This window comes from Paraburkholderia sp. AV2, assembly GCF_054968425.1.
In genome coordinates, this window is the sequence record NZ_JBANLK010000001.1 from 125,482 (window position 1) to 137,426 (window position 11,945).

Consider the following 11,945-nt stretch of genomic DNA (forward strand, 5'->3'; position numbering starts at 1 on the left):
TCGGACTGCTACCGGGCGCGTCGCGCGCCCGGCGCCTGCTTCAGCTTGCCAGTTTCAATGCACGAGTGATCCGGCCGGCAGAACGTGCTCGCCCGTGTCGATCAGGTCTTCCAGAAAAAAGGGTTCGGTGTTGAGCTGCTTCGATGCGCCGGGCTCGCCGATGTACCAGGTGACCATGGCCATATTGCCGAGAATACGCATCACGATGCCACGAGCGCCATGCGGGACGGCGATGTGGACAGTGCGGACGATAGAACCGATTTGCATGATGTTTCCCCGTTCTCCATGCCGGCTTTCCTGCGTGAAACGCCGGTCAATTTGCTGAACCAGGTCTGCGGGCACCAACGGTTGTGCTCACATCCATACCAACACCGGCGGCTTGCCATTTCGCGCGCGCCACGCGCAGCAAGCCGGACCGGTTAACGCATTGTTGCCTGTTTGGGCCTGCGCGCAAAGCGAAAAATTAGGGGGGAGAATCATCTGCCCCATGTTTGCGCCTGCGCGCCCGGGTCGCCAGATCGGCCTCTTTTCTTACAAGAGACGAACAATAGCAGACGATCAAGTCAGCTCTTCGAACCACCCGCGCTGCGGCCCCGGCGCCGCGATTCGCACAACTGGCGTATCGTTGCGCCTTCGTTATCTTTCGGAGACCTTGCCGTGACCGTTTCACCGGGCGCCGATCGCAATTTCGCGGCCCCCTCGCCGTCGACCGCACCGTATCTCGAACGAGGCTCGCGTGCCTACTGGCGCGCCTGTCTCGCGCTGCTGTTCGCGGGCTACGCGACATTCTCCCTGCTCTACTGCGTGCAGCCGCTCCTGCCCGCGTTCTCGCAGGCATTTGGTGTGAGCCCCGCCCAGAGCAGCCTCTCGCTTTCGCTCAGCACCGCCGCGCTCGCAGGCGCGATCTTTATCGCCGGCTTCGTTTCCGAAGGCTGGAGCCGGCGCGCCATGATGACCGCTTCGCTCAGCGCGTCGGCGCTGCTCACACTCGCGGCCGCGTTCGTGCCGCACTGGCACGAACTGCTGGTGCTGCGCACGCTCGAAGGCCTCGCGCTGGGCGGCGTGCCCGCGGTCGCCATGGCCTGGCTTGCCGAAGAGATGCATCCCGATGGCCTCGGCCTCGCCATGGGCCTCTATGTCGGCGGCACCGCCATTGGCGGCATGTCCGGGCGCGTCATCACGGGTGTCATCACCGATCTGTTCGGCTGGCGCGTGGCCGTGGGCGCGATCGGTGCGCTCGGCATCGCCTCGATGCTCGCGTTTCGCGCGCTGCTGCCCCCGTCACGCCACTTCGTGCCGAAAAAGGGACTCGGCTTAGCGCATCACCGCGCCGCGCTCCTCCAGCAGTTCGCGCGGCCCGGTCTGCCCGTGCTGTTCGCCATGGGCTTCGTGCTGATGGGCGGCTTCGTCACGCTCTACAACTATATCGGCTACCGGCTCATCGCCGCGCCCTACCACCTGAGCCAGTCCGCCATCAGCGCGATCTTCATCGTCTATCTGACCGGCGTGGTCGCCTCGCCCTGGTCGGGCCGCATGGCCGACACCTTCGGCCGCGGGCGTGTCCTGATCGCGAGTCTCGCGATCATGCTCGCGGGCGTCGTGCTCACGCTCTTTACGCCGCTCGCGCTGATCGCCAGCGGCATCGGCTGCCTCACGATCGGCTTCTTCGCCGGGCACGCCGTGGCCAGCAGTTGGGTCGGCCGGCTCGCGCGCGAGGCCAAGGGCCAGGCCGCGGCACTGTATTTGCTCGCCTATTACCTCGGGTCCAGCATCATGGGCTCGATTGGCGGGCACTTCTGGACGACGGGCGGCTGGCCGGGCGTCGCAGGGCTGGTTGCCGTGCTGCTGGTCGTGGGCCTGTGGGGCGCGCGGACGCTGCGCCGGCGCGAACTGGCCGGCACGGCCTGACGCCCGGCGTCGCCGCCAATCGAAAGGCATTCGTAACATGAGCGAACCGCGGCCTCATGAGGAGCGGTACGGTGAGAGCCACCGCAAAGCCCCGCCGGACGGCCGGCACGTCTTGCCGCGGCAGGCGAGACGGCGCACGCCGTAGCGGCCTCGTTTCCAACCCTCTCCTATACTCGATGAAGGCTGGTCGCCTCATCGGCGAACACAAGCCTCGGAAAGGAGACGAACATGGAAGGTTATTTCACGATCGGCGACTTCGTGATGATCATCCCGATGGCCCTCGCCGGCGCCCTCTTTCTTGGCGCGCTGCCTTGCTCCACCGAATTCCGGCACAACACGCTGCGCGTGATCGGCGCGCTGCTTGGCGCGCTCGTAGCCGTTGCCCTCGTCGAAACCCTGCCCGCGCTGATGTAGCGATACGGCGGAAGGCGTCGCTTGCGGCGCCGCCAGCCAGCGAGATTCAGTGCACGCGGTTTCCCGGCTGCAGTCCGCGCAACTGCCGCAGCGCCGCGCGGAAATACGCGGGGCGCACACCCGGATCCTCGGCACCCTCGCGCGCGAGCGCCGGCAGCGCCGTCCACGGCATCGTCGGATGCAAATGATGCTGGCGATGCAAATGATGGTTCATCAGCATCGCGCCGACCCCGCGCGGCACGCGAAAGTCGCGCGCACGCCCCGGTTCGTCGAGCGCGACGCCATAGTGCGGCAGGTTGTCGGCCATCGAAAGCCACAAACCGCGCAGCCACATCGTCACCACCAGAACGGGCCAAGCCTTGCCGTACAGCGCAAACGCAAGCGCATAGAGCGCGCATGAGCACAGCCAGTCGCGGCGCGCCTGGCTGCGCTTTCGCGCGTCGCCGGCATGGTTGGCAAAAAGCCGCTGAACCTGCGCGCCCTCGAAGCCATGCGCGCCCACCCCGCGCGCGATCAGTTCGCGCGCGCGCCGCGCCGGCAGGAATGCCACGAGCGGCACGATCAGTTCACCCAGGTAAAGTCCGCCGAACAGACGCACGTAATAGGCAAGCCGCTTGCGCCAGCGTGGTTCGGTGGCATCGTCCACGTCGGGACGGTCGAACGGCTCGCGCGTGAAACGATGATGCATCAGGTGTCCGAAGCGAACCGCATCGAACGGCATGGCGAGGCCGATCGCGAGAAGCCGCGCGAGGGCCTCGTTCGCGCGCCGATCGCGCAGCAACTGGCCGTGTATGCCCTCGTGAATCAAGCCCCAGTGGACCGGCGTGGCGAGCACGACCGGCACGAGCGTCGCGAGCAGCGCCAGCGACAGCCCGCCCGATGCGCGCACAACGAGCGGCAGCCCCGCCAGTTGCCAGGCGAGCGCGAGTCCCGCGAAAGCCAGCATCGCGGCGTTTGCGCGAATATCGGGCGGCTGCATCGCGGCCCGCGCAGGGGCGCAAGCGGCGGTTCGGTCGGCGGTCGTGGGCTCCATCGGCTCTACTCGCAGCAAGGACTGCGGCGACGTTAGCAGCGGAGCATGACAGCGAGAAGAATCGCGCCGTCCGTAATGATCTGTAATGCAGAAAAAGAAACGCCTCGCGTGCGCGAGGCGTCCAGAACCGATACGACGCGAATCAGATGTGCTGATCCGTGGACGGCTTTTCCCAAAGATTGACGCCGCCTTCCATGGCGTAGCGGTCGATCTCCGCGAGTTCCTCCGGCGAGAAATCGAGATTCTTCAGCGCGGCCACGTTCTCGCGCACCTGTTCCGCACGACTTGCGCCGATCAGCGCCGAAGTCACGCGGCCGCCGCGCAGCGTCCACGCGATGGCCATCTGCGCGAGGCTCTGGCCGCGGCGTTGGGCAATCTCGTCGAGCTTCTTCACATGCCCGATGTTCCCCGCGCTCAGGTGCTCGCCCTTGAGCGAGCCGCCGCCCGGACGGTTCACGCGCGCGTCGGCCGGCACGCCGTTCAGATACTTGTTGGTGAGCAGGCCCTGGGCGAGCGGCGTGAACGCGATGCTGCCCGCGCCGACTTCTTCGAGCGTATCGAGCAGGCCGTGCTCGATCCAGCGGTTGAGCATGTTGTACGACGGCTGATGGATCAGCAGCGGTACCTTGTATTCGGCCAGCAGCTTCGCCATCTCGCGCGTTTTCGCGGGCGAATACGACGAGATGCCGACGTAGAGCGCCTTGCCCTGCTGCACGGCCGTGGCGAGCGCGCCGGCCGTCTCTTCGAGCGGCGTTTCCACGTCGAAACGGTGCGAGTAGAAGATGTCGACGTAGTCGAGCCCCATGCGCTGCAAGCTCTGGTCGAGGCTAGCCAGCACGTACTTGCGCGAGCCGCCGCCCTGGCCGTAGGGACCGGGCCACATGTCCCAGCCGGCCTTCGACGAGATCAGCAGTTCGTCGCGGTAGGGGCGGAAGTCATCCTTGAAGATGCGGCCGAAGTTGGTCTCGGCGCTGCCGTACGGCGGGCCGTAGTTGTTGGCGAGATCGAAGTGCGTGATGCCCAGATCGAACGCGGTACGCAGGATCTCGCGCTGCGTCGAAATCGGCGTGGTGTCGCCGAAGTTGTGCCACAGGCCGAGCGACAGCGCCGGCAGCTTGAGTCCCGACTTGCCGCAAAAACGGTATTGCATCTCCGAATAGCGCTCAGAAGCAGCTTCGTAGGCCATTGATTGAATCCTTGACGAAAACGGGGAAAGTGGGCGGCCGGCAGCGTGAAGGCGGCCGCCCCGCGCGCGCAGGTGCGGCGCCGGGGCTCCGCTGCGCGCAAGACGCGACGGAGGCTGCCATGTTAGCCAATCCGCGCGCGCTCTGCAGAAGCCCAGTATGCGGGATACGGCGCGGGACGCCACGCAGAATGCGGAGCGAGAAAACAGCGCGGACGATCCGCGGCAGCGGGCCCCCATGGACGCCGCCGCGCCGCTCGCCTACACTGCGGCGTCCGTCCCACCGAAGAGGTTTTCCATGGTCAAGGCGCTTTCGTTCGCGCTGATCGCCTGCGGCGTCGTGCTGCTGTATTTCGGCGGCCAGTCGTTCCATTCGTTCGCGAACGACATGTCGCGGCTTTTCACCGGCGCCCCCACCGACCGCACGATCTGGCTGATCGCAGGCGGCGTGGTGGCGACCATCGCCGGCCTCACGGGACTCGCGACTTCGGGGCGGCGGCGCTAGCGTCCGCTTATACCCGCTTATGGCCGCTTGCGCCCCCCCTTCGGCCGGCGCTCCGCTCAGAACGGGACTTCGGGCAACGACGCCGAACGCGTGCCGGGCAGCGGCACGTTGCTCGCGCCGTGGTAGGTGAACACGAGCGAGAACTTCACCTGATCGGTCTGGTTCTGCCCCGCCGAGTGCAGCGTATTGCAGTGGAAGAAGACCACGTCGCCGGTCTGCAGCGTCGGCGACACCGCGCGGTCGATCCATGCCCGATTCTCGGGCAGGTCCGCGCGGAAGAATTTGGAGGCGTCGAAGCGCTCCGAGGTAAACGCCTCCTGGTGCGAGCCGGGCACGAACCAGAGGCCGCCGTTTTCCACCGTCTCCGGCCCTAGTGCCAGCCAGACGGAAACGAGATCGTCGCGCTCGAACGACCAGTAGCGCACGTCACGATGCCAGCCGGTAAGGCTCCCGTAGGCGGGATGCTTGGACATCATGCAGTTGTGATGCGCGCGCGACAGCACCGGCGTTTCCCCGAAATAGACCTCCATCCAGCCGGCGATCTCGGGCGACGTCGCCCATTCGCGAAAACGCGGGTGGCGCGAGTACGCGTCGAGCAGGCGCCGCACCGTATGGCCGCCCGGCGCTTCCTTCGAGGCGGGTGCGCCGGGATAGCGCAGATCGGCTTCGAATTCGAGGGGGGCGGCAGCCTCCCGCAATTGCGTCTCGCCGATGCGCTTCAGTTCCTCGCACCGCTCGGGCGAGACGAGCCCCGGCACCACCACGAAGCCGTGCTCGCGCAGCGCCTGTACCTGTTCCTTCTTTGACTGGACTGACATGGGACTTCCGTTATTCGATGTCTTTGTGTCTTTGGCGTCGGGCCGCGCGAACCACGCGCGCCGATTATCCGATTGTAAAGCGACTGAGCGTTCGGGAAAGCGCACGGCGTTGGGGCACGCGCACCGTCATGACGTCAAAGGGCGGGATCGCAGGCGCCAAACGCGCGCGAAGGCGGGGGTTTCACCGACTTCAGCAGGTCACGAAACGCGTGTAGCCTGCGCGGATGTCGTTTGATTTTGTTGATCCGAATTCGCAAGGACGGGCGGCCCGCAACCGCTGCGAGGCCCGCCAGAGAACGCAAGCCCTGTCCGCTGCCTCCCTCGCCCTACCGTGCACGTGCCGCGGGGCGTCCACCGTTTCCTGCGCCGTTTCCCGATACCGTCGCGACAGGCACGTTTGCTGCTGCAAACAAAGCGCCACGCACGGCGCTACGCGCCTCCGATTCCGTTAAGACCATGCATACCCTTTTCGATAGCCGTCGTCTCACCCATGCCGCACTGAAGGCGGCACGTCCTACGCGCCGCCATGTGATGCGCGCGCTGCGGCACCATGCCGCGCGCACGCGCGCGCTCGCCTCGCAAGTGCGCGAAGCGAAGCCCGTCGACGGCATGCGCACCTGGTTCCATTCTTTCTTTTCGGTGTTGCGCATGCGTTCGGGCAAGCGGCATTTCTCGCTGCGCACGCTGCTGTATCGGCCGAATACGCCGCTGCAGGCATTCAGCGCCGTCGGCACCTCGGCAAGCGCCAACCGCGCTCCGAGCGGCGCGCGCCGGCCGCGCCGCACGTCGGCCAGCAGCACGGGATGGTTCGCGTTCGCCATGCGCTAACGTCGGCAACCGGCCACAAAAAACCCCGCACGGGCTCGCCGCCCTGCGGGGTTTTCTTCGGGGGCGGCAAACCGTCCCCTTACAACGCTCGACGCGTCTTAAGCCAGCGCGCCCACCGGCTCGGTGCCGGCCGCTTCGGCCAGCACAAGCGCCTTGTCGGTCGCTTCCCACGAGAATTCCGGCTCTTCGCGGCCGAAGTGGCCGTAAGCCGCGGTCTTCTCGTAGACCGGGCGCAGCAGGTCGAGCATCTGGATGATGCCCTTCGGACGCAGGTCGAAGTGCTCGCGCACGAGCTTCGTGATGGTGGCGTCCGAAACCTTGCCGGTGCCGAACGTGTTGACCATCACCGAGGTCGGCTGCGCCACGCCGATCGCGTACGACACCTGGATCAGGCAGCGCGACGCGAGGCCCGCGGCCACGATGTTCTTCGCGACGTAACGGCCCGCATAGGCGGCCGAACGGTCCACCTTCGACGGATCCTTGCCCGAGAACGCGCCGCCGCCGTGCGGGGCTGCGCCGCCGTACGTGTCGACGATGATCTTGCGGCCCGTGAGGCCGCAATCGCCTTGCGGGCCACCGATCACGAAACGGCCGGTCGGGTTCACGAGGAACTTGATGTCGCCCTTGATCAGGTCGGCCGGCAGCACGGGCTTGATGACCTCTTCGATCACGGCTTCGCGCAGCGTGGGCAGGTCGATGTCCGGCGAATGCTGCGTCGAGAGCACGACCGTGTCGATCGCGAACGGCTTGCCGTCGACATAGCGGATCGTGACCTGCGACTTCGCGTCCGGGCGCAGCCAGGGCAGGCGGCCGTCGCGGCGCAGGTTCGACTGGCGCTCGACGAGGCGGTGCGACAGGTGGATCGGCAGCGGCATCAGTTCGGGCGTTTCATCGCACGCATAGCCGAACATCAGACCCTGGTCGCCGGCGCCCTGGTCGAGGTTGTTGTCGTGCGCGCGGTCCACGCCCTGGGCGATGTCCGGCGACTGCTTGTCGTAAGCGACGAGCACCGCGCAGCCGCGGTAGTCGATGCCGTAGTCGGTGTTGTCGTAGCCGATGCGCTTGATCGTGTCGCGCGCCACCTGGATGTAGTCGACGTTCGCGGTCGTGGTGATTTCACCGGCGAGCACGACGAGACCCGTGTTGCACAGCGTTTCGGCAGCAACACGCGAATACTTGTCCTGGGTGAGGATGGCGTCGAGGATCGCGTCCGAGATCTGGTCGGCGACCTTGTCCGGATGGCCCTCGGAGACGGATTCGGAGGTGAAGAAATAATCGTTTGCCACGCTTGTGACTCCTGTAGCTGGTGACGGTTGAGTTTCACGTAGCCAACTTCGGGAGGTCTGAAGCGGCGACGCTTTAGCGGATTTCCTGCCCGGCTTGCACCTGATCGTGTGTTTATCCTGAATGGATCGGCACGATCTGCTGCCAGCCGGCTTCGCCCCGCAAGTTGTCTATTAACTCGGCGAAGCCCTTATTATAGCGACTTCCTTAATTTGTCGCAGAGTGCCGCCGCGTGCAGTCCACCGCATTCGCCCCCGTTTCCGTTCCTGCTGGCCTCGCTGCCGCTGTCCACGCATCGGCGCCCGACGTGGGAGCTGCCGCATGATAGGCAAGCTCGGCTCCCATTTCGCCATCGGCCTGCTCAAGCTGTTCGCGATCCTGCCCTATGGTTTCGTCGCGCGTCTCGGCGACGGGCTCGGCTGGCTGCTTTACCAGATTCCCAGCCGCCGCAAGCGCGTGGTCCACACCAATCTCAAGCTCTGCTTTCCCGAGTGGAGCGACGAGAAGCGCGAAGAGGTGGCAGGCCAGCACTTTCGCCATGCGATCCGCAGCTACATGGAGCGCAGCGTGCAGTGGTTCGGCTCCGCGAAGAAGCTCGAAAAGCTCGTCGAGCTCGACAGCGAGATCGACCTCACCGATCCCGACCTCCCGCCCACGCTGTTCCTCGGCCTGCACTTCGTCGGCATCGAGGCGGGTTCGATGTTCCTGAATTACTCGCTGCACCGGCCCTGCGGCTCGCTCTATCAGCCGTTCTCCAACTCCGAGTTCGAGGCAGCCGCCAAGGCCGGGCGCAGCCGCTTCGGTGCGGAGATGGTGAGCCGCGCGGACAGCGCGCGCGTCGTGCTGCGCTGGCTGCGCGACCGCAAGCCCGTGATGCTCGGCGCGGACATGGACTACGGCGCGCGCAATTCGACGTTCGTGCCGTTCTTCGGCGTGCCGACCTGCACGCTGACCGCCGTGGGGCGGCTCGCGAAGGTGGGACGTGCGCAGGTGGTGCCGTTCATCGGCGAGGTGCTGCCGAACTACAAGGGCTACCGGCTCAAGGTGTTCAAGCCGTGGGACAACTATCCCACCGGCAACGACGAGGAGGATGCGCGCCGGATGAACGCGTTCCTCGAAGAGCAGATTCCGCGCATTCCCGAGCAGTACTACTGGGTGCACAAGCGATTCAAGACGCGGCCGCCGGGTGAGCCGAGCGTGTATGGTTAAGGCTGCGCACCGGGAAGTCTTCGCCACGGCCAACGCGTGGCGTATGCGCGTACCTCACTTACAATAGCGGCATGAAGCTCAAGTTCACCAAAATGCACGGCGCCGGCAACGACTTCGTCGTGCTCGACGGTTACAGCCAGCCGCTCGCGCTCACGCCCGAGCGGGTGCGCGCGCTCGCCGACCGCCATTTCGGCGTCGGCGCCGACCAGTTGCTGCTTGTCGAAAAGCCCACCATCGAGGGCGTCGATTTTCGCTATCGCATCTTCAATTGCGACGGCGGCGAGGTCGAGCACTGCGGCAATGGCGCGCGCTGCTTCGTGAAGTTCGTCCGCGATCGCAAGCTCACCGAAGCGAAACGCGTGCGCGTCCAGGTCCAGAACGGCACGATCTCGCTCGCGATGCAGGACAACGGCGAGGTCGTCGTGGACATGGGCAGCCCGGTGTTCGAGCCGGCGCGCGTGCCGTTCGACGCAAGCGGCCTGGAAGGTCGCCGCGAGGGCAACGACACGCTCTGGCCGCTCGAAGTGAACGGGCAAACCCGCTGGATTTCGGTCGTCTCGATGGGCAACCCGCATGCCGTGCAGGTGGTGGACGATGTGGAAGCCTTCCCGGTGCTCGTCGACGGCCCTGTGGTCGAGGCGCACCCGCGCTTTCCCCACAAGGTCAATGCCGGCTTCATGCAGATCGTCTCGCGCCATGAGGTGCGGCTGCGCGTCTACGAGCGCGGCGCGGGCGAAACGCTCGCCTGCGGCACGGGCGCCTGCGCGGCCGTGGCCGCCGGCATCCGCCGCGGACTGCTCGACTCGCCGGTGCTCGTGCATACGCACGGCGGCGCGCTGACCATCGCCTGGGACGGCGCACGCGACGAATCCGCCGCGCTCACGATGGCCGGGCCGGCCGCAACCGTATTCGAAGGTGAAATCGAGCTTGCCGACTGAATTGCCGACCGGGGCCGGCGTCCGGTTCACCCGCTTTACCGCTGTCATGCCGGCGCCTTGCGCGCCGTCCGTCCACAACGCGCCACCAACATGAACGATCGCGAAGTCGCCGACTACCTGATTGCCAATCCCGAGTTCTTCGTTGAGCATGCCGAACTGCTTGCCGCCATCAAGCTCGGCAACCCGCACGGCAAGGCCGCCGTGTCGCTGCAGGAGCGGCAGATGGAAATGCTGCGCGAGAAGAACAAGCATCTGGAGCGCCGCCTTTCGGAGCTGCTGCGCTACGGCCACGAGAACGACAGCATTGCAACGAAGTTCGCCCGCTGGACCCAGCGCGTGATCGCCGAGCGCGATCCGTACGCGCTGCCGCGCACGATCACCCAGAACCTGCTCGACGTGTTCGACGTGCCGCAGGCGACGCTGCGTCTCTGGGACGTGGCCGAGGCCTATACGCAAGCCGATTTCGCACGCCACACCGGCGAGGAAGTGCGGCTCTTCGCCAACAGCCTTGCCGTGCCCTACTGCGGCGCGAACTCGGGTTTCGAAGCGGCGCAATGGCTCGACGCGACCGATGGCGCGTCGGAATCGGTCGCGCTGATCGCGCTGCGCGCACCCGCGGCGGACGGCGGCAGCGAGCCCGAAGGCAGCGCGTTCGGCCTGCTGGTGATGGGCTCGCCCGATGCGCGCCGCTTTCACGACGGCATGGCGACGGACTTTCTCACGCAGATCGGCGGTCTCGCGAGCGCGGCGCTCACGCGCCTGCTGCCGCACTGAGCCTGAACGCAACCGAAGCACAACCGAAGCGAAAGACGCCGCCACCGTGAACCCGACCGATCCGATCGCCGACTACCTCGCGAGCCTCGAGCACGAGCGGCGGCTGTCGGCTCACACGCTGCGCGGCTATACGCACGAGCTCGACGAGCTCAAGAAGGTCGCGAACGGCCGGCCGCTCGAACAGGTGAGCGCGGCCGACGTGCGCGGCGCCGCGGCGCGCGCGCACGCCGGCGGGCTTTCGGCGCGTTCGATCGCGCATCGGCTTTCGGCATGGCGCGCGTTCTACCGCTGGCTCGCGGGCCGCATCGAACTCGAAGCGAACCCGGTGGCCGCCGTGCGCGCGCCCAAACGCGCGAAGACGCTGCCGAAGGCGCTTTCGGTGGACGATGCGCAGCGCCTGATGGAGACGCCCGCGCCCGCCGGCAAGACCGATGCCGGCAGCGACAGCGCCGAGTCGCTGCGCGACCGCGCGATGCTCGAACTGTTCTACTCGTCGGGGCTGCGGCTCGCCGAGCTCGTGGGGCTCGACGTGCGCTACGTGCGGCGCGACGACTACGAATCGGCGGGCTGGCTCAAGCGCGACGCCGCCGAAGTCGAAGTCCATGGCAAGGGCAACCGGCACCGCATGGTGCCGGTCGGCCGCAAGGCGCTCGACGCGCTCGACGCATGGCTCGCCGTACGCGACGCGCTCGTGAAGCACGACGACGCCCCGCTCTTTCTCTCCGTGCGCGGCAACCGCATGGCGCCCGGCGTGGTGCGCGAACGCGTGAAACGCGCGGCAATCGCGGCGGGCATTCCGGCGAACGTCCACCCGCACGTGCTGCGGCACTCGTTCGCCACCCACCTGCTGCAGTCGAGCGGCGACCTGCGCGCGGTGCAGGAGCTGCTCGGCCATGCGAGCATCGCGGCCACCCAGGTCTATACGTCGCTCGATTTCCAGCATCTCGCGAAGGTCTACGACACCGCGCATCCCCGCGCGAAGAAACGCGACTGACGCAAATTGGCGAGCTTGAACGGCGGCCCTCAACGGTCGCCGTGCGCCGCGCTTTTC

13 protein-coding genes are annotated in these 11,945 nt (G+C 66.7%); 8 read left to right on the plus strand and 5 right to left on the minus strand.

Going from position 1 to position 11,945, the window contains the following annotated elements:
- Nucleotides 1-54: 54 nt before the first annotated feature.
- Nucleotides 55-267 (minus strand): hypothetical protein, encoded by a 213-nt coding sequence (locus V8683_RS00610; protein ID WP_411190462.1) that lies wholly within the window; start codon nucleotides 265-267, stop codon nucleotides 55-57.
- Nucleotides 268-657: 390 nt separating this feature from the next.
- On the opposite strand from V8683_RS00610, the gene V8683_RS00615 reads away from it, so the two are divergent.
- Nucleotides 658-1,908 (plus strand): MFS transporter, encoded by a 1,251-nt coding sequence (locus V8683_RS00615; protein WP_411187655.1) that lies wholly within the window; start codon nucleotides 658-660, stop codon nucleotides 1,906-1,908.
- Between the two features lie 228 nt (nucleotides 1,909-2,136).
- On the plus strand, nucleotides 2,137-2,322 hold the full coding sequence (locus tag V8683_RS00620; RefSeq protein ID WP_027793253.1) for a hypothetical protein: 186 nt from the start codon (nucleotides 2,137-2,139) through the stop codon (nucleotides 2,320-2,322).
- A 46-nt stretch (nucleotides 2,323-2,368) separates the two neighbouring features.
- Here V8683_RS00620 and V8683_RS00625 read toward each other — a convergent pair whose 3' ends face one another.
- Together V8683_RS00625 and mgrA are read right to left on the minus strand one after the other, a co-directional pair.
- Nucleotides 2,369-3,355 (minus strand): fatty acid desaturase family protein, encoded by a 987-nt coding sequence (locus V8683_RS00625; RefSeq protein ID WP_411187657.1) that lies wholly within the window; start codon nucleotides 3,353-3,355, stop codon nucleotides 2,369-2,371.
- A 142-nt stretch (nucleotides 3,356-3,497) separates the two neighbouring features.
- Nucleotides 3,498-4,541 (minus strand): L-glyceraldehyde 3-phosphate reductase, encoded by a 1,044-nt coding sequence (gene mgrA / locus V8683_RS00630; protein ID WP_411187659.1) that lies wholly within the window; start codon nucleotides 4,539-4,541, stop codon nucleotides 3,498-3,500.
- Between the two features lie 295 nt (nucleotides 4,542-4,836).
- On the opposite strand from mgrA, the gene V8683_RS00635 reads away from it, so the two are divergent.
- The gene (locus tag V8683_RS00635) at nucleotides 4,837-5,043 is read left to right on the plus strand and encodes a DUF3185 family protein (RefSeq protein WP_027793251.1); all 207 of its coding nucleotides are present in this window, start codon (nucleotides 4,837-4,839) and stop codon (nucleotides 5,041-5,043) included.
- Nucleotides 5,044-5,099: 56 nt separating this feature from the next.
- Here the strand turns inward: V8683_RS00635 and V8683_RS00640 are convergent, their stop codons facing one another.
- Entirely contained in the window at nucleotides 5,100-5,861 is a 762-nt protein-coding gene (locus tag V8683_RS00640; protein WP_411187661.1) for a phytanoyl-CoA dioxygenase family protein, read from the minus strand.
- Between the two features lie 456 nt (nucleotides 5,862-6,317).
- On the opposite strand from V8683_RS00640, the gene V8683_RS00645 reads away from it, so the two are divergent.
- Entirely contained in the window at nucleotides 6,318-6,689 is a 372-nt protein-coding gene (locus tag V8683_RS00645; protein WP_411187663.1) for a hypothetical protein, read from the plus strand.
- Between the two features lie 98 nt (nucleotides 6,690-6,787).
- Here the strand turns inward: V8683_RS00645 and metK are convergent, their stop codons facing one another.
- Nucleotides 6,788-7,975, minus strand: coding sequence for a methionine adenosyltransferase (metK, locus tag V8683_RS00650; protein WP_027793248.1), 1,188 nt, complete (start codon nucleotides 7,973-7,975; stop codon nucleotides 6,788-6,790).
- Between the two features lie 319 nt (nucleotides 7,976-8,294).
- Between metK and V8683_RS00655 the strand changes: the two genes are divergently transcribed.
- The 4 genes from V8683_RS00655 to xerC all read left to right on the plus strand — a co-directional run bounded on the left by V8683_RS00655 (nucleotide 8,295) and on the right by xerC (nucleotide 11,888).
- Nucleotides 8,295-9,182: a lipid A biosynthesis lauroyl acyltransferase gene (locus V8683_RS00655; protein ID WP_411187665.1), complete on the plus strand. Its 888-nt coding sequence runs from the start codon at nucleotides 8,295-8,297 to the stop codon at nucleotides 9,180-9,182.
- Nucleotides 9,183-9,253: 71 nt separating this feature from the next.
- Nucleotides 9,254-10,120 (plus strand): diaminopimelate epimerase, encoded by an 867-nt coding sequence (dapF, locus tag V8683_RS00660; RefSeq protein ID WP_411187667.1) that lies wholly within the window; start codon nucleotides 9,254-9,256, stop codon nucleotides 10,118-10,120.
- Nucleotides 10,121-10,210: 90 nt separating this feature from the next.
- Complete coding sequence (locus tag V8683_RS00665; protein ID WP_411187669.1) at nucleotides 10,211-10,894, plus strand: DUF484 family protein; 684 nt, start codon at nucleotides 10,211-10,213, stop codon at nucleotides 10,892-10,894.
- A 46-nt stretch (nucleotides 10,895-10,940) separates the two neighbouring features.
- The gene (xerC, locus tag V8683_RS00670; RefSeq protein ID WP_411187671.1) at nucleotides 10,941-11,888 is read left to right on the plus strand and encodes a tyrosine recombinase XerC; all 948 of its coding nucleotides are present in this window, start codon (nucleotides 10,941-10,943) and stop codon (nucleotides 11,886-11,888) included.
- Nucleotides 11,889-11,945 lie beyond the last annotated feature (57 nt).